Raw genomic sequence first — 17,820 nt, 5'->3', positions numbered from 1 at the left:
AAATTCACTCCTCCTGTCAATTCTTCCGCTATCATCATAGCAAAAAACATACCTATTGGCGATATAGTCGCGTAACAACAATCGGCGAACCCTCTGGGTCCGCCGATGGTGTACGTTATGCTTATTATAAAATATATTGATTTAAACTCATTTAAATTTGTTCAGCTTATCACCAAAACGCTCACCAAGCGTAATGCTCAGCCCGGAATTGTTGAGGGAAACATTAGGATTATTCAATTCCTCACGAGGTGCGCGAGATGCACGTGGTGCTCTTTCTGCTTTTGGAGCAGCTTCAGGAGCTTCCTCAGTTTCTTTAATGCTCAGGCTAACACGTTTTTCAGAAGGGTTCATTTCAAGAATTTTAACTTTAACTTCTTGTCCTTCTTCCAGAACTTCTTGTGGAGTTCCAATGTGTTTGTGGGAAATTTGAGAAATATGAACCAAACCTTCCACACCAGGAGCGATCTCAACAAATGCACCGAAATTAACCAAGCGTTTAACAACACCAGTTACGATGTCATTGTTGTTGAATTGTCCAGCAGCCGATTCCCAAGGACCAGGCTGTGCAGCTTTCATGCTCAGGCTGATTTTTCCTTTTTCAGGATCTACTTTCAAGACTTTCACTTTCACTTGATCTCCTTCAGAAACAGCATCAGAAGGCTTATCAACATGAGTCCAAGCAATTTCAGATACGTGAACCAGACCGTCCACTCCACCAACATCTACGAAAGCACCAAACTGAGTGAGACGTTGAACCGTACCAACGATTTCTTGTCCTTCTTTCAGCTCAGCCATTACTTTAAGTTTGTTAGCTTCGAATTCTGCTTCCAGCACGTCTTTTTGGGAAAGGATCACTTTGTTGTTTTCACGATCCAGTTCTTTTACAACAACGCGCAATGTGCGGCCTTTGTAATCACTGAAATCTTCAACAAAATGACGTTCTACCATAGATGCAGGGATAAATCCGCGCAGACCTACGTCTACTACGATGCCGCCTTTAACAACATCATTCACAACAACTTCAAATACTTCTTTGCTTTCGAACAGTTTCTCCAGCTTTTCCCAAGCATTTTCACTGTCGATTGCACGTTTGGAGAGAACAAGTTTTTCCTTGCCGTCATCGATGCTGATAATTCTAGCTTCAACTTCTTGGCCTACTTGTACTGCTTCTTCTGCATTGTCCAGACCAGAAGACAATTCGCGAATTGGAATAACTCCATCGTATTTATATCCAATGCTTACTACCGCTTGGTTATCTTCCAATTTCACAATTGTTCCCTTAACAGTGTCACCTTTTTTCAGGGAGACGATTTGATCGAGCTCGTCTTGATTTGCCGCTTCAGCAGCTTCTTGATTTTTAATTTCTTCCGACATGTCAATACCCTCCTCAATTCAAAAAAACCATTTATTTAAACCTGCGCGTGGCAGAGTTCAAAACAAAATATATTATTGTTCTAGTTTTCCGAGCTTAGACACAATTCATGCAAGCCTTTCAATCATTCGTAGGCTTACCAGTTTCCCTCATCGTGCGAATACGTGACATAATTGCTTCTGTTGCCAGTTCTAGAGGATCTCCTTCGATATCGGCACCCTTTTGGTAAGCGTCCAAATTAACAGGTTTACCGTATATCACTTTCGTTTTACGGAAAAGCTTGTAATCACCAACAATGGCGACCGGAACGGCAGCCGCTCCACTACGTAGTGCAAAACTGGCAGCACCCTTTTTACCAATTCCTCCAGCTCCTCTGGAGCCTTCGGGGAAAATCCCCATAACCTTACCGTCACGCAAAATGTTCAAAGCCAGTTTAATGGACTCCTTACTCACGCCCCCGCGTTTGACTGGGAAAGCTCCCAATTTGTCGATCAGCGGTCCCAATACAGGAACATTAAACAGCTCTGCTTTAGCCATAAAGTGAACCTTTCGCTTCAGCAAGATACCAACTGTAGGAGGGTCAAGATTACTAATATGATTAGAACACAACAGCACTCCACCCTCAGCAGGAACATTTTCCCTGCCTACCGCCTCAAGCCTAAACAGAACGCGGTAAATGAGACGCAAAATACTGGCGCATACAGTATATATCATTGGCTGATCTCTCCATCCTTCTCCGTTAAGCAATAAGATACGATTGTATCAACGACATCTTGAATGCCCATATGGGTCGTATCAAGCACGATGGCGTCCTCACTGCAACGAAGCGGGGATACTTCCCTCTCCTCATCAAGCTTATCACGTGCCGCAATGTCACGTTCAAGCTGTTCCAGAGTGATATTATCAGTTTCGCTCAGTTCTTTAAAACGACGAGAGGCTCGTTCCTGAACACTTGCGGTCATGAATACCTTAACTTCCGCATCGGGCAGCACAGTGGTTCCAATATCGCGTCCGTCCATGACGACACCCTTACGCGCAGCCATTTCACGCTGGTTCTCAGTCAAGCGAGCACGTAAACCAGCAATACTCGAATACTGTGACACATTGCTAGTCACTTCCATCGAACGAATCACAGTGGTTACATCTTCCCCGTTACAATAAACCTTTTGGCCTGTGGGGTCTGGTACTAATTCAATCACCAGCTCAGGTACATGTTGAAGCACTTTTTGTACATTTTCTGCAGGAATTTCTTTGCGCATCATGTACCACGTTGCAGCTCGATACATGGCTCCAGTATCTACATATACATAAGAAAGTGCTTTCGCCACCAAGCGGGCCACTGTACTTTTCCCTGCGCCAGCAGGTCCATCAATGGCTACATTTATTTTGTTAATTGAAGATACATGATGCCTTGCCAACAGGGATTTCCTCCTAACCTAACCTCAAGAAAAAAGCAGGCATTGCCTGCGACGTGAAAATTATACCACACATTTATAGGCGATGCAAAATAAGCGGCAGGTTTACTAAAAAAGAAAACCTTCTGATGCTTACGCTCTCTCTCGGAATTCCAACTGTCTTTCAAAGCAATATTTAATCAGTTTTTGGCGCTCCTGATCAGCGATTTTCTCATATTTCAGCATAATGAGTTTACGACCGTTTTCCATCTGCTGAATGCGCACAATTTCAGATTGGAACGGAACATGCTCCTGAGTGCCATTTTTACATGGAACCAAAATCCAGCAGGATAATGATTCTCCTTCTTCAAGATGATGTGAACCCTGAGTCTGAAAAGACACGCCTCCCCCTCCAACATCATGCGTCACTGCTACAAATCTGGATTCGCCTGTACCATGCTTAACCGCAATTTCCAGATTAGCCTGCACCCTGAGAAAGTTTCGACGCTGAACCTTGCTGATACTATCAGGAACAGGCTTGTGAATGCGAACCATTCGGAGTACATCTTCTTTAAAGCCTGTAACGTGGGTATTAAAATAGTTTTTTATCCCACCCTCACTCATAAAAAATATAGATAGTTCTTCCCCCAGAAACAACTTTTTCAAGCGTCCGTTTGTTTGTGACATGGGAATTTCAATTAGAAAGTTCTGTGAATCCTCTTCCGCAATACGCGACTTAAATTCAAAAGATTCTTCCTTCTGATCGCTACTAGCAACTTGTATGTATAACACATCATTAATTTTCGGAAACAAACGATTCACCATCCTTGTCCATTTAAAGCTATAATTAAGGTATATAATACCACGACTTTGTGCCTATATTAAGCATTATATTTGCTATAACCATGACTAAAGCACAAAAAACCTCCTTAAAAAGGAGGTTTAAAGTGGCTATAGATTCATTTTAGTGTAATCAACTAGGCATTACTTGCCGTAGCTTGTGGTTCATCTGAATCTTTTACCTGCTCAATCGTTTCTTCCATTCCCGTGTTTGCGTTAATGTAAATTCGATAAATGGAACCGTTGATTTTACCGCCAAATTCATAGCACAGAACTTCATTCGACAGTTCATTTTCGATTAGTGCTTTTCGGTGGTAAGTTTCGCGAAACTCAGGATTCAACTTCGCGCGTGCTGCTTTCAAATCCAATTTTGCCTGAGGAATACGACGAAGGTGATTGTGTTCATAGACATAATCGCTGGCTTGAAAACCAATCACGTGTCCATTATCTAAGCCTGATCTAACCGTGATTTTTTCTGGATAGATAATCACATCCCCTTGCTGGGTTGCAAATGTAATGTTGGCTAGATTCCCTCTTTCATCATACGCGACGGGCTTCATCCCTTTGTAGCCCTTTTGTTCAAGATATTGACTTGCATATCGAAGCGCCTCAGTGCGAGTTGCTTTTTTAGGACCTATTTCTCTCATGTCATGATAAGAAATGAGCTTGCCGCCCTTTTTCGTAAAGTCCATCGTGGCCACAGGTTGCTGCTTATTCAGCAACGTAGCTGTATAAGACGCCCATTCTGTTCCTTTGCCGTTTTCGTTCACACGAATCTGACTCTCTGGTTTTCCTGTAAATTCAGCGGCATTCCGCTTAATTTGCCCTGCATCTACTACCGGGAGACTCAACTTTTTAACTGATCGCTTATTATAGATGCTTGCGACAGATGGTCCCCAATCCAGTTCTTTGTAGTTCTCTACTTTTTTGTCCACGGTTTTAAAGCCATCAATAATGGTGTTGTCCTTCGGTCCAGTTTGAGAACCTGCCGCCACATCAACATCCATCCAGCGCAAGTTTTTGCTTAGGACTTTCTGCCGCACCTCATGCATGTTTTTTGAAATTTCCTTGGAGTTGTTATATAACGTTTTCAGATTTGATATTTCTTTCTCGCTTAAAGGTTCGTGATCCAGATCGCGAACAGCGGTCTGGTACGAGAATGCAGATAGATGTGACAGCAAATCTTTAGCATGATTAAAAGGCATTACATTGAGAGGCAACTGATTGACCTCACTTTGGGCTTCACTTGTAATCCTCCACACGTTCATCAAACATTTGCGGTGCATCGCGTGTGAAGTATTATGGACAGCAACCGCGTTACCAAGTTGGGAATGCAGCTGGTCCATATGGAATGACAAATCGTGAAATGCACGCTGGTATTGATTTTCCGCTTTAATTGACATGCTATTAGCCTGAGCAGACACCTCTTTTCTCATCTGGCTTTGCTGATAACCCCATACAAACGCTCCTATCATAATCAGGGTAACCACCGGGAACATTACGGCACTAAGTCGCTTATACATATTGGGAGTCTCCTTTCTTCAAATACACTACCGATAGTGTGACAAGAAGAAAGCTCTCTTATGCATGGTTTTCCATGACTTCAACAATAAACTCACAGTTATCGCAAATACAGCGTTTAAAACCGGTTTGAATCTGTCCTTGCTCCATTCGTCCTCTCAGAACAAAGCGCTCCCCACATCTTTTACAATGAATTCTTACTTTTATACGCAAAAAAAGACACCTCTTTCTCTAACAGGGTTTGTCAGATCAGTGTGTCCTATTTCATTACATATTAACCTTTTCTTCCCGTTTCAGCATCCGAAAGGGAGAACGGTTATTTGCTCGACTGATTTTTGCCATTCCTCCATACCATAGAAATGCCATCAATGGAATGATAAACCAGATCCAATCGTGCGAAAACTTTGTCAAAATCAAATCATATACTCCGTGCCAAAACCATGGAAGCATTAATGACAGAAGCAGCATATATTTACTTTTCATACCTTCTGAAAACTTGGCTTTCCCCATATAATAGCCCATCATAACGCCAAACATCGCATGACCGGATACCGGTAGCAATGATCTCATTAGCAGCATGCTGATCGAAGCATGCCCCGCCCAGGCATATAATAAATTTTCAACCGTGGCAAATCCTAGCGAAACTGCGGCTGCATATAATATTCCGTCATAAGGCTCGTCGAACTCTGTATGGTTATAGATGATGTGATACAGCAAGAACCATTTAAAAAACTCTTCCACACCAGCGGAAATACCAAACACCTGAATTAACGTGTGATCCCCTAACCACAGCAACAGCCCGCGTTGGAAGATCATGACCGGCAGCACCACCAAAAAACCGAGCAAAAATACTTTGATAACCATGTGCAGGGGCTCTGAATCATATCGGTCCTTTAAGTAAAAATACATTAATAAGGCGAGATCCGGCGCTGTAGCTGCCGCTAAAACCGAAAACACGAGCACCGATCATCCCTCCAAAAAAATGAGTCGGCCCTGCTTTCAGCGCAGAGCCGACAAATTAACTTCATTATCACTTTCTAAACCAAATCATGAACGGCTGTCAAAATGAGTGCAGATGACAGCAACTGCCTGTTCAGGAATAATTAGCTTACCGTACTCTTCCAGCATAGCTGGTGTTACGGATGAACCTTCCCCAAATTCGGCCAGAATGGCAATTAAAGCTGCGAGCTTGGACTCTTCTACTTCTTCTGGCTCCAAATGCAGAACCCATTTTCCTCTATAATGATACAGCTTACCTGCTTCCGTAGTATTGCTACGGAGCATATGAGCCGCTTCTATGAGTACCTCGAAATCGCTAAACGCGTAAACGATGGAATCACTGTGCTCCATGGTGACTTCCATTTCGTAGACTTCCTCTGGAAGCTCCTCATCGGGACCCGAGCCGTACTGCTGGTGATCGTATTTTCCCCGAGTGACGATAACAACCATCCCCTGAGCAGGAAGCGCAAAGACTTCAACCGCTAACGGTCCCGTGGCGTCGAAGCCCAGTTCGCTGTATGCCTGATCCATCATTTCAGTAAACAGCTCATGAACTCTTGGAATTTCTTGCCACATATCATCTTTTTGGATACCCCGTTCGCTCAAATCGTCAAAGGTAAGGAAAATCCGTATCTTGTCCTGACTTAATCTTTCTATTTTCATACTGGACCCTCCTCCTGGCAGCCGAGTGTTATTAGCAGATTATGATTCAAATATGATGCCTGTGATGAAAATGGTTCTATGTAATCATGTTATCATTTTATAATCGTAAATGCACGAATAAAAATGATAAAAAAAAGAATCATTTGAACGGCTTTAACAAAAAAGCCGCAAAATGATTCGGAATAGAGGTTTCGGGTTACAATCCCGGTACGGCTGTATGAGTTTCTTTCAATATTTGCTCGACCTCACGTTTAACATCGGGACTTGAGCTAATAAACTCTTTAATCAACCTCATATTGTCTTCTTTGCTCTTGGCAGTCTGGGCATTATAAACAGTTTTATCTGCTTCTGAACGATGATCATGGCTCTTATGGGTGTCTTGTGTATTAAGCGCAATATCACCCATGCCCGGAAATGCGGCGTCCATCATTTTTGTACGGGCTTTCTGTACCAAATTCCCGCCTTTTTTTCCGCCCATGTCCATGGATAAGCCCAACATATTACGGTTACGAGAGATCAAAGAGCTTGCGACAGCTCCCAAGACGATTCCCAGGAAAAATGAAGATGTTTTCACTATTAGAACCTCCCTTTGTGTTAGAATCAAGCTTAGTGTTCGTCAGCAAGGACAAACTCATACGGTATAAATACAGGAAGGTGAGATGAATTAATGGGTACAAAAACAGCAGCCATTTTGCTAACCGCATGTCTGCTGCTTAGTGCTTGCACTGCGACTAAGTCGGAATCTGCAAATACAAGTAACAGTGCCAAAGATCAGAGCAGTGTCTCTTCCACAAAAGAAAGCAGTAAGCAAGCAGTTAGTGATGAGCAAACAGCAGTAAGTAAATCAAATACACAAAATGACAAATCCGCCGTCGAGAATAATGAAACTACAGTATCAACAACTACAGTTACCACTAACAAAATGTATCACTTGGACAAGGCTTACAACGTCATTCCTAATCAAAAAGGTGCCGAAAAAAAGGTAGTGTTGCTGACTTTTGATGATGGTCCTAAGGAAGCAGCCATGATTAACAAAATCATAGATGTATTGGAGAAGCACAAAGCAAAAGCAATTTTCTTTGTAAACGGCTATCGTGTAAAAGAACATCCTGAGTTGCTTAAGCTTATTCATGACCGTGGACAGCCTATTGGTAACCATAGCTGGGACCACATCATTCTCAAGAATAAATCTGAGGCTGAGGTCAAAAAACAAATTGAAACGGTACAAAAAATCGTTAAAGATACTACAGGTCAAGCACCAGTGTTCTTCCGTCCCCCACATGGTGCTGGTGGAGACGTAGGTCGTAAAGTTGCTAAGGAAAATGGGCTCTTGTATATGACTTGGTCCGTCGGTTCTCTGGACTGGACCATGAAAAAGAGTCAACCTCATAAAACGGAGACACTTCTTAAAAACGTTACAGAACAACTGCATCCGGGCAGCAATATTTTGATGCATGAACTGCCATGGACAGCGGAGGCGTTGGACAGTCTATTGACGCGCCTGGAGCAGAAGGGTTACCAATTTGTCGATCCACAAAGCATTGAGACCCCTCCCAGTTCATAAATAATTTGCATACATGCTCGTATGATCAATGCAGATAATGTCAAAAGGCCTCTATCTCCACATATTTGGTTGGAGATGAGGCCTTTTGACCTTTTGACCGTAACATTGTATGCACGTATTAGACGCAAACTGTAACTATGCCTTTATATCACCAGAGCATTTCACTAATGGGTGGTGCTCCCTTAATTCCCCACCATAGCAATGCTGCTGTGATAAGCACAAAAAGAGTGCTCAAAAAATTTAAAAACCACTTACTTACCCGAATACGGCGAGACGGAAACATTTCTGTCCGTGTTCGGTACTCACTGGCAGGAGTGTCCTCCTCCATTGTCACAGCAACTTCTGGTGCAGCGGCAACGTCAGCCAATTCTGGCATGGGCCGTGAAGCGCGGGAGCGAACCGGTTTTGGTTTTGGCTTTGACCTGTCCTCCTCCTTGCCTTTGCGACCATTTCGGCGGCTACCATAGGTCTGCACTCTGCTAAGTTCCTGATTCATTCTTCATACCTCCGAAAACGTAACGCTAAGCCAGAAATAAGGTCAATCACAAAATGACAAATGATCGGTGCCCACAGGCTGCCTGTCTGCACATATATATATCCTAATCCATAACTGCTAAGGAACACCCAGCCCGTAGGAATCCAGTGCCGTAAATATCGGATATGAATAACCGCAAACAAAATGCTTGTCCAATAAGGACCAAAGCTGTACTGAATCGCACCTCTAAACAGGAGCTCCTCACAGATGGAGACGATAGCAGCTATACAAATAATATGCCAAACCGGGCGATTTTGAAACAGCATTTGGTTAATGCCACCGTCATCCATGGCATCCTCGGGCATGATTCGGGATAGCAGCAAATCCACCAATAGCATAGCGGCCGCGAGTCCTAATCCCCACCATAAGACGTGTAATGTGCTCGGCAATGCAAATAATTCAAACACATTTCTTTTCTGAAGTAGGATCCAAATTACGCCAATCAGCAGGGTCAGCCCCTGAGTTAAATACAAATTGTAAAGCAGCAAGCGGTCATTCAATTCATGAATTTGCGCTCTTTTCCATTTCACTTTAAGCTTTTTCATAGTTAGTTAGTCCTCTGCTTAGTCTTCTTTAGCATCATAGCCAAAAAGTCGGGCGGATTCAAGAAGACTTAAATCTTAATTTTTCCGCATTCTGTAGCTATGTATCTAGTCGTCTATCCACACATGTCGCATGTCCTATTGACATGCCCATGTAAGCCATGATACATTATGAAAAAATTATTAGCGACAACAACAATGATGGAGAAAAGGTATTGATTTCGTCCTCAGAGAACCGGTGTTTGGGTGGAAGCCGGTGGCGAACTAATTACTTTCAGCGCTCCTGAGTTATTGCACCGAGGTCCAGGGAATCATTTTCCGACATTAGATGCAATCGGCAGAAAACCGTTATCCTTTCGGTCATTTTATGACCGCTGAAGGCAGTCCATTGCGAAATGGCTGCGAATTAGGGTGGTACCACGATAACTCTCGTCCCTTACTATGGAGATAGTATGTGATTCGGGAGTTTTTTTGATGCCCGAAAACCGTAAAATGGCTCCACATAAGTCTTTTGGTTGTCAGTTTAGTGCATAATACTATTTTATTCCTTTTCTGCGTCAATGCGTTATCACGCTAGTATTCAGACCGTTCTCCTGTACTTTTAGAAGTATTTCAAGTTTTTTCATGTTCTTTATGGAATGTATTTCAATTCGAAATACATCCTGTCCATAAAAGAAGTTAACTTTGAGGAGGAAACCAAATGTTTAAAGTGTTAGTATCCGATCCTATCAGTGACCTGGGCATTCAGCAGCTGATGGATGCAGCCGATGTCACAGTGGACAAGAACACAGGTCTAAGCGAAGATGAATTGGTTCAAATTATTGGTGATTATGACGCATTACTCGTCCGTAGCCAAACCCGGGTAACCGAACGCATCATGACGGCAGGTAAAAACCTCAAGGTTGTCGGACGTGCCGGGGTCGGAGTGGACAACATCGACCTTGAAGCAGCAACACAACGCGGAATTATTGTTATTAATGCTCCTGACGGTAATACAATTACGACATGTGAACACACTTTTGCCATGATGATGGCACTAGCTCGTCATATTCCACAGGCTTACGCTAAAACCATCGGTGGTACATGGGACCGTAAAACATTCCTCGGTGTCGAACTGCGTAACAAAACCCTGGGAGTCCTCGGTATGGGCCGTATCGGCAGTGAGGTGGCTAAACGCGCCAAAGCATTTGGCATGAGCATCCTGGGCTATGATCCGTTTTTGACCGAAGAACGCGCTGAGAAGCTGGGCATCAAGCTGGCCAGCGTGGACGAAATTATCCGCAACGCAGATTTCATGACCGTACACACACCACTAACACCAGAAACAAAGCATATGATAGCTCGTCCGCAGTTTGAAGTGATGAAAAAAGGAATGCGCATCATCAACTGTGCCCGAGGCGGAGTTATCGATGAACGTGCTCTCGTTGAAGCCATTGATGAAGGAATCGTTGCAGGCGCAGCCTTTGACGTATTCGAGTCAGAACCACCAGCACAGGATCATCCGTTCCTGAGCCATCCTAAAATTATCGTTACACCGCATCTGGGTGCTTCGACCGTCGAAGCTCAGGAGAACGTAGCAATCGACGTGTCTGAGCAGGTGCTGCATATTTTGCGTGATGAGCCATTCAAAAATGCTGTCAACATGCCACCAGTACCTTCTAACGTCATGACGCAATTGCAGCCATATTTCACGCTCGGAGAGAAGCTCGGCAGCTTTGCTGCTCAGATCACCAACCAGGCTGTACGTGAAATTCAGGTAGATTACGCGGGCGATTTGTCTTCTGTAGATACACAGCCTCTTACACGTTACATTTTAAAAGGTGTACTTAGCCGCCATCTGGGCAGCGATGTGAACATCGTAAACTCTGTACATCTCGCCAAAACACGTGATATTCATCTTGTCGTATCTCAGGCGCCTGCCACGAAGGGCTTTACCAACCTGATCACCGTTACGCTCAAAACACAAAGCGGCGAAGAACAACGTGTATCTGGTACGCTGCTTGCTGGCTATGGTGAACGTATTGTTGGATTGAACCAGTTCCCAGTAGATGTGGCACCAGAGGCTCATTTCCTGCTCATTTCCCACAATGATAAGCCAGGCATTATCGGTCGTGTCGGCACCTTGCTTGGGGAGAACGGCGTTAATATCGCTTCCATGCAAGTAGGACGTAAAATTGTTGGCGGTGAAGCTATCATGATCCTGACCGTCGATAAAGCTGTTCCTAAAGATGTGCTGATTCAACTTGTAGGATTGCCAGAACTTAATACAGCCCAGGAAGTAGTGCTGGATTAGCTCCAGTGAGTGTTGAAAACCCTTTGGCTTTTTATTAATAAAGAAAGGCGCCCGGCTACCGAGGCGCCTTTTCTTATACGGTTATCTAACATAGAAGCAGTAATCTTGAAACAGATTGTTCCACGTTGAACAAGATAAATGTTGATTTTTCAACAAAAAGCACCCTCTTCCGAGGATGCCTGGAGACTGGGGGTATAAGCCGTCGCTTATGTGCTTGTTACAGCGCCAATCTTGTCTTGTTGGAAATCGGCAACAAAATAGTAAATTCCGTTCCTTCTCCCAGTACGCTGGCAGCTGAGACAGAGCCTCCATGAGCCTCTATTATATTTTTGACAATAGCAAGCCCTAGTCCAGTTCCTTTGTCCTCACCACGTACTCTGGCCTTGTCTGCCTTGTAAAAACGATCAAAAATATAAGGTAGATCCTCGCTGGCAATACCCACGCCTTCATCCTTAATTCGAATCTGGATTAACTCATTCCGTTCTCCCAGAATCTGATCCGCCGCAATGGTCACTTTTTTACCAGAGGGCGTATGCCTGAACGCATTATCGAGTAAATTGGTCAAGACCTGTTCCAGTCGGTCTTCATCTGCCTCAGGCAACAGCAAGCGTTGTTCTGGTTCACAATAATCGAGGATCAGTCCCCGTTCCTTGGAACGGACCGTAAATTTCCGGTGGACACGCTCGATCAGTTCGTTCACATCCACTTGCTGACGATACATGTCTGTATGACCTGCCTCCATTCGGGCCAGATCAAGCAGATCCTTGACTAACCTTCCCATACGCAATGATTCATCATGGATGACCTGTACTAGCTCCTCGGACTCTTCTGGTGAACCTGCCATGCCGTCCAGCAAAGCCTCACTGTATCCCTGCATCATAGATAAGGGTGTACGGATTTCATGAGATACGTTGGCCACAAAATCGCTACGCATCTTCTCAAGTTTTACTTCTTCCGTAATATCTCTAAGTACAGCTACTGCACCACGAATAGCATTATCCGTATACAGCGGCGCCATTTGCACTGACCAGGAGCCTTTCTTGACATGAATATAGTCTCCGACATCCTCCCCTCTGTCCATAACCGTATGGAACAGAGGCAGCAAAGGCTCAGGCACAGAAGCTCCGAATTCTTCCAGATCACGCCCTTGCCACTCCAGCTTTTTCCAAACATCCAGCAAATTTTGTGCAGGCGGATTCATCAAGATGATTTGTCCACCTCTGTCGAAGGTAATTACGGCATCAGACATGCTTCGCAGTATGCTGGATAAATGGTTTTTTTCCTCATTCAGACTGCGGATCGTTGCTTCCAGCTCCGTAGACATATGGTTAAAAGTTTTCGCCAGCTCTCCAATCTCATCACTGGTCACCAGCGAAAGCCGAGTATCATACCTTCCCTCACGGATGGCATTCGCCGCCTGAATCAACAGCTGCATAGGCTGTGTGATTTTAGTAAAAAGAAACAGGGCAAAAAAGGTTGTCAATAAAAATCCGACGATACAAGTATAGGTGAATAAATGCTTGATTTCCGTCGATTCATGTGCCGCAAAATTTCTATTGATATATGGCAATAAAAAAAGCCCCAGAAAAATAAGCACAGAACCTACAAGACATATGATGGTGATCCACAGCTTGCCTACCAGCGATCTCCAGAAGTTCACGTTATTTTGGAACCTCCAGCTTATAACCTACGCCCCATACGGTCGTAATCATAGCCGCTGCCTCTGGCGATACCTTATTCAGCTTTTCACGAAGCCGTTTCACATGCGTATCCACGGTGCGCAGATCACCAAAAAATTCGTAATTCCAAACGTCTTTTAGCAGTTCCTCGCGCGAGAATACTTTATCTGGTGATACCGCCAAATAATGCAATAGCTCGTACTCTTTAGGCGTTAGACTGATTTCAATTCCACCCGCAGTTACCCGGTGTGCATCATGCTCAATAATAAGATTTGGAAAAACAATACTATTGCTCGGCACGGCCTCTTTCGTTAAGAAAGCAGTCTCCGACGACCGCCGTAAAATTGCCTTTACTCGGTAGATAACCTCTCGCGGGCTGAAGGGCTTGACCACATAGTCATCAGCTCCGACTTCGAAGCCTTGCACGCGGTTCACTTCCTCGCCTTTAGCTGTCAGCATAATCACGGGTGTAGATTTGGTTTGACGCAGCCGTGTACACACTTCAATCCCGTCCATACCCGGAAGCATCACATCGAGCAAAATAATGCTGTAATCGCTTGCAGTCGCTTTTTGGAGAGCAATCTCACCGTCCTCAGCTTCTTCAATCACGTATCCTTCTTTTTCCAGATACATTCGCAGAAGGCGGCGAATGCGTTCTTCATCATCTACAATTAATATGCGGTTGCTTTGTTCTGACATATTCCCAGCCCCTTCGCTAAAAAAAGCATTCTCTCTATTTTACTATTTTCCCGTGGTTGGTCAAACTTTACTCTCATCCAACAGTCTCTTTACACCAAAAAGGCCGGGGTTATGACCCCCGTCCTGTCCGTTTCTTTTTCGTGTTGTCTGATTTGGCAAGCTGAATGAGACGGTTAATTTCGTCCTTGGTTAGAGGTCTGGTGAGACCACGCTTCAAGTTTTGCAGCAATAGATCGCCAAAAGCAACCCGCTTCAGTCTGATGACTGGGTGCGAAATGGCCTCAAACATCCGTCTTACCTGGCGATTTCTGCCTTCATAAATGGTAATCTGGATCACCGATTCCTTGCCGTCCGGATCTACATCCTTATATTCTACTTCAGCCGGTGCAGTAATGCCATCCTCCAGCACGATTCCTTTTTTCAGCTTGTCCAGCTCAGTACCGTGCGGAACGCCTTTGACTGTAGCCACATACGTCTTTGGCACATGATGCTTGGGATGGGTGAGCAGATTGGCGAACTCTCCGTCATTGGTGAGCAACAGCAGCCCTTCAGTGTCGTAATCGAGACGTCCGACCGGATATACCCGTTCCTTGACGCCTTTCAGATAGTCAGACACAATTTTGCGGCCTTCTGGATCGGAAGCGCTCGTAATGACCCCTTTGGGCTTGTTCATCATCAAGTAGATTTTTTTCTCCGTTTTAATCGGGCGTCCCTTTACTGTAATCATATCTTGATCAGGGTCTGCTTTCGTTCCCAGTTCAGTTACGGTAACCCCGTTTACTTCCACACTGCCCGCCTGAATGAGCTCCTCACATTTACGTCTGGAAGCTACACCGGCCTGGGCCAATATTTTCTGCAATCTTTCCATGTTCGCTAATTCACCTCATGCTAATGATACCCATCCATGAGCAAAATCACAACCCCCGTTCATAAAACGATGCAAAATTCAAAATACAAGCAAACAAATGGCAATTGCTGCTACAAAACCAACCACATCTGAAAAAAGTCCCACCTTCAATGCATATCGTCCATTGCGGATACCTACCGCACCAAAATATACAGTTAATACATACAGCGTCGTATCGGTGCTGCCTTGAATTGTTGAAGCAATCCGACCGATCATGGAATCAGGACCATAAATGCGAATTAAATCCGTTGTAAACGCAAGTGAACCCGTGCCTGTCAGTGGGCGGAGCAAACCTAAAGGCAGCACCTCGCCGGGTACGCCCCAGTTTTTAATCCACGGGGTTACCCAGGATATTACATAGTCCAAAGCACCGGATGCTCGAAAAATGCTAATCGCCACCATCATACCTACAAGATGAGGAATAATACCGATAGCAGTAGAAAATCCGTCTTTGGCTCCATCTACAAAAGAATCGTAGACAGGGACCTTTTTGACATATGCATATAAAGGAATGAAAGCGAGAATCACCGGGATGGCCCAAGTCGATACGAGGTTAATAAAATTCAGCATGCCTCCTCATCCTTTCCAAGTGATGTCCCTGCCCTTGGTAGCTGTGATTCCCGTTCTCGGTACGGCAGGTGTAGATACGGGTGGTGCCGATGAAGAAGCCACAGATGTTGGTGCTGACGAGGTAGATGGCGGCAAGGAGGTCTGGGTTGGCGGTTTCAAAGGAGGACGGCGGCGCAATTCTCGATTACGATACCAACGATCCGCCGCAATGGCGGCAAAGGTGGCTATTGCGGTCGCCACCAATGTCGTTCCGACGATTTCTGCCGGGTGTGCGGAATGGAAATTTAGGCGAATAGCGATCAATGTTGTAGGAATAAGCGTAATGCTGGCTGTATTCAGTGCCAGCAGCGTACACATGGCAGGTGTGGCGGATTGCTTGTCAGGATTGAGCGTTTGTAACTCTTGCATCGCCTTAATCCCCATCGGTGTCGCTGCATTTCCCAGTCCAAGCAGATTGGCGCTCATATTGGACAAAATATAGCCCATAGCGGGATGATTGCGGGGAACATCAGGAAAGAGATAGGCGACCAAAGGAGAAAGCAACTTGGATATTTTCTGCAGGAGTCCGGCATCTTCAGCCAGCTTCATCATGCCCATCCAGAATACCAGCACACTTATCAATCCAAAGCATACTGTAACCCCCGTAGTTGCCCCGTCAAAAGCCGCCTTCGTCACCACCTCAATATTCCCCTGTGCAGCTGCAAATACAAATCCTATACAGATCAAAGCCACCCATATGAGATGAATCATACTGATCCCCCCTTTTCCCAATGATGTGACACTACAGCTTTAAAGCCTCTAGCCTACTTGTTTTAAGCTCCGAACAGATTTTTAAGGATTTCATTCCATTTGCTCGTCCAACCTTGTTGCTGAGTATGGTATTCAGGAACTTGTGCAGTCGGAGCCTCCTGCCGTGGCTGTACGTTAGTTTGAGCAGGCAGCTTACTGCCTTTTTCATACACAGGAACGGAACCGACCAATTTACCTTCCAGTATGAATTCGACTCGTCCTCGTAAACCAAAAGAAACGTCATTTCTATCTGCCGAAGCGGATTTTCTAAACAACACCAGTCTTTTGTGCAACTGGGTCTTCTCGCCATCATGTAAAGGATAGGAAAAGCTCGCACCTGTCAAGAGGGGATACCCATCAATAGGCTGTTGCTTGTCCGTAATCGGAATGAGGGGATAATAGCGGAAGCCGTAGTCAAGCATACGGGCATGGTCATTCCAATCGTCCCCATCATTCAACGTAACGGCAGCGAGCTGACGCCCCTCACGTGTGGCCGAGCTGACCAGACAACGAAACGCTTTTTTAGTAAACCCTGTTTTTACACCGTCAGCTCCCTCATACAGCCGCAGCATTTTGTTTTTGTTATGCCATGAGTAGTCCCAGGAATCGTTGGGATTCGGAGCTTTTTTCAGTTCAGTTTTTACGATACGGGCAAAAGTTGGATTATGTAGCGCATAAGCAGTAAGGCGGGCCATATCGTTGGCTGAGGAATAATGTCCCTCGGCATCCAGCCCATGAGGGTTAGCAAAATGCGTATGGTTTAGCCCAAGCTGCACCGCCTTATCATTCATTAAATGGACAAATCCTTCTTCTGTCCCCCCTACATGCTCGGCAATAGCAGAAGCTGCATCATTACCAGAGCGGAGCATTAAGCCGTACAGCATATTTTCCAGCGTCATTTGTTCGCCCATTTTCAGAAAAAGCGATGATCCTTCTTTGGCATATGCCGATGAACTCACCTTTACACGGTCCTGCAATCGTCCATGTTCAATGGCTACGATCGCAGTCATAATTTTGGTTAAGCTGGCTATACGGAGCTCCTGGTCACCTTCGGCTGAATATATGATCCGTCCTGACGTAACATCAATCAATGAAGCAGCCTGTGCATGAGTTTTTAACGCGGGCGGAGTTGCTTCTGTTCCCATCGCTCCCAGAGCAGGCTGTGGACTCAGCAATGTGAGCGGCCATGACAAAATAAACATAAACACTAGCGGCAAAACAAATGCGCGTGCCTTATTCCTTAAATGGCTGTGATCCGCATGAATATGCTGTTTTTTTTTAAACATATGGATTCCTCCGGTTTTGAACAAGTCTTGTACCATTCTATGTCCAAGCTGTTCAAAGTATGTCCACCTTTATAACAGAAAATTCCTTATACGGGACAGTCGTTAGCCGTTCCTTTTTTGCTTTCTTTACGTTAAGTATGCAACTTGCACTCCTCAACACATATATA

Annotated in this window: 18 protein-coding genes and 1 other annotated feature; of the genes, 2 read left to right on the top strand and 16 right to left on the bottom strand. The window is 44.8% G+C overall.

The features are described 5' to 3' along the window. Positions 1 to 147: 147 nt before the first annotated feature. The 8 genes from rpsA to ABEW32_RS16530 all read right to left on the bottom strand — a co-directional run bounded on the left by rpsA (position 148) and on the right by ABEW32_RS16530 (position 7,363). Positions 148 to 1,374 (bottom strand): 30S ribosomal protein S1, encoded by a 1,227-nt coding sequence (rpsA, locus tag ABEW32_RS16565; RefSeq protein ID WP_430189443.1) that lies wholly within the window; start codon positions 1,372 to 1,374, stop codon positions 148 to 150. Between the two features lie 118 nt (positions 1,375 to 1,492). Beyond that, positions 1,493 to 2,086 carry a lysophospholipid acyltransferase family protein gene (locus ABEW32_RS16560; RefSeq protein ID WP_430189440.1) on the bottom strand — a complete coding sequence of 198 codons (594 nt, stop codon included), beginning with the start codon at positions 2,084 to 2,086 and terminating at the stop codon, positions 1,493 to 1,495. Continuing rightward, entirely contained in the window at positions 2,083 to 2,790 is a 708-nt protein-coding gene (gene cmk, locus ABEW32_RS16555) for a (d)CMP kinase (RefSeq protein WP_430189437.1), read from the bottom strand. The genes ABEW32_RS16560 and cmk overlap by 4 nt, the downstream gene beginning before the upstream one ends. Positions 2,791 to 2,919: 129 nt before the next feature. Continuing rightward, positions 2,920 to 3,579, bottom strand: a complete 660-nt coding sequence (locus ABEW32_RS16550) for a flagellar brake protein (RefSeq protein WP_430189435.1) — start codon at positions 3,577 to 3,579, stop codon at positions 2,920 to 2,922. Positions 3,580 to 3,743: 164 nt separating this feature from the next. Further along, positions 3,744 to 5,129: a germination protein YpeB gene (gene ypeB, locus ABEW32_RS16545; protein ID WP_430189433.1), complete on the bottom strand. Its 1,386-nt coding sequence runs from the start codon at positions 5,127 to 5,129 to the stop codon at positions 3,744 to 3,746. Between the two features lie 265 nt (positions 5,130 to 5,394). After that, positions 5,395 to 6,090, bottom strand: coding sequence for a glutamic-type intramembrane protease PrsW (prsW, locus tag ABEW32_RS16540; RefSeq protein ID WP_430189431.1), 696 nt, complete (start codon positions 6,088 to 6,090; stop codon positions 5,395 to 5,397). An 84-nt stretch (positions 6,091 to 6,174) separates the two neighbouring features. Beyond that, the gene (locus ABEW32_RS16535) at positions 6,175 to 6,789 is read right to left on the bottom strand and encodes a genetic competence negative regulator (protein ID WP_430189429.1); all 615 of its coding nucleotides are present in this window, start codon (positions 6,787 to 6,789) and stop codon (positions 6,175 to 6,177) included. Between the two features lie 196 nt (positions 6,790 to 6,985). Beyond that, positions 6,986 to 7,363 carry a hypothetical protein gene (locus ABEW32_RS16530; RefSeq protein ID WP_430189427.1) on the bottom strand — a complete coding sequence of 126 codons (378 nt, stop codon included), beginning with the start codon at positions 7,361 to 7,363 and terminating at the stop codon, positions 6,986 to 6,988. Between the two features lie 93 nt (positions 7,364 to 7,456). On the opposite strand from ABEW32_RS16530, the gene ABEW32_RS16525 reads away from it, so the two are divergent. Then, positions 7,457 to 8,353, top strand: coding sequence for a polysaccharide deacetylase family protein (locus ABEW32_RS16525; RefSeq protein ID WP_430189425.1), 897 nt, complete (start codon positions 7,457 to 7,459; stop codon positions 8,351 to 8,353). Between the two features lie 148 nt (positions 8,354 to 8,501). Here ABEW32_RS16525 and ABEW32_RS16520 read toward each other — a convergent pair whose 3' ends face one another. Continuing rightward, positions 8,502 to 8,849, bottom strand: coding sequence for a hypothetical protein (locus ABEW32_RS16520; RefSeq protein ID WP_430189422.1), 348 nt, complete (start codon positions 8,847 to 8,849; stop codon positions 8,502 to 8,504). Further along, a complete protein-coding gene (locus ABEW32_RS16515; RefSeq protein WP_430189419.1) occupies positions 8,846 to 9,433 on the bottom strand; it encodes a CPBP family glutamic-type intramembrane protease in 588 nt (195 codons plus the stop codon). The genes ABEW32_RS16520 and ABEW32_RS16515 overlap by 4 nt, the downstream gene beginning before the upstream one ends. A 186-nt stretch (positions 9,434 to 9,619) precedes the next feature. Continuing rightward, positions 9,620 to 9,870, top strand: a binding site (T-box leader). A 260-nt stretch (positions 9,871 to 10,130) separates the two neighbouring features. Here ABEW32_RS16515 and serA point away from each other — a divergent pair. Next, positions 10,131 to 11,723: a phosphoglycerate dehydrogenase gene (gene serA, locus ABEW32_RS16510; protein ID WP_430189416.1), complete on the top strand. Its 1,593-nt coding sequence runs from the start codon at positions 10,131 to 10,133 to the stop codon at positions 11,721 to 11,723. 217 nt (positions 11,724 to 11,940) lie between these two features. Here serA and ABEW32_RS16505 read toward each other — a convergent pair whose 3' ends face one another. From ABEW32_RS16505 to ABEW32_RS16480, 6 genes are all read right to left on the bottom strand, one after another. Further along, positions 11,941 to 13,383, bottom strand: a complete 1,443-nt coding sequence (locus ABEW32_RS16505; protein WP_430189413.1) for an ATP-binding protein — start codon at positions 13,381 to 13,383, stop codon at positions 11,941 to 11,943. Between the two features lies 1 nt (position 13,384). Next, positions 13,385 to 14,101 carry a response regulator transcription factor gene (locus tag ABEW32_RS16500; RefSeq protein WP_430189411.1) on the bottom strand — a complete coding sequence of 239 codons (717 nt, stop codon included), beginning with the start codon at positions 14,099 to 14,101 and terminating at the stop codon, positions 13,385 to 13,387. A 109-nt stretch (positions 14,102 to 14,210) separates the two neighbouring features. Next, positions 14,211 to 14,969, bottom strand: a complete 759-nt coding sequence (locus tag ABEW32_RS16495; protein ID WP_430189409.1) for a pseudouridine synthase — start codon at positions 14,967 to 14,969, stop codon at positions 14,211 to 14,213. A 78-nt stretch (positions 14,970 to 15,047) separates the two neighbouring features. Continuing rightward, complete coding sequence (locus ABEW32_RS16490) at positions 15,048 to 15,578, bottom strand: spore maturation protein (RefSeq protein ID WP_430189407.1); 531 nt, start codon at positions 15,576 to 15,578, stop codon at positions 15,048 to 15,050. 6 nt (positions 15,579 to 15,584) lie between these two features. After that, complete coding sequence (locus ABEW32_RS16485; RefSeq protein WP_430189405.1) at positions 15,585 to 16,328, bottom strand: nucleoside recognition domain-containing protein; 744 nt, start codon at positions 16,326 to 16,328, stop codon at positions 15,585 to 15,587. 62 nt (positions 16,329 to 16,390) lie between these two features. Continuing rightward, a complete protein-coding gene (locus ABEW32_RS16480; RefSeq protein WP_430189402.1) occupies positions 16,391 to 17,653 on the bottom strand; it encodes a D-alanyl-D-alanine carboxypeptidase family protein in 1,263 nt (420 codons plus the stop codon). Between the last annotated feature and the right edge of the window lie 167 nt (positions 17,654 to 17,820).

It is taken from the genome of Paenibacillus jamilae (genome assembly GCF_050482105.1).
Lineage (GTDB): Bacteria > Bacillota > Bacilli > Paenibacillales > Paenibacillaceae > Paenibacillus > Paenibacillus jamilae_B.
The sequence above is the reverse complement of the archived record's forward strand: the minus strand, read 5'-3'. Positions and strand labels throughout refer to the sequence as shown.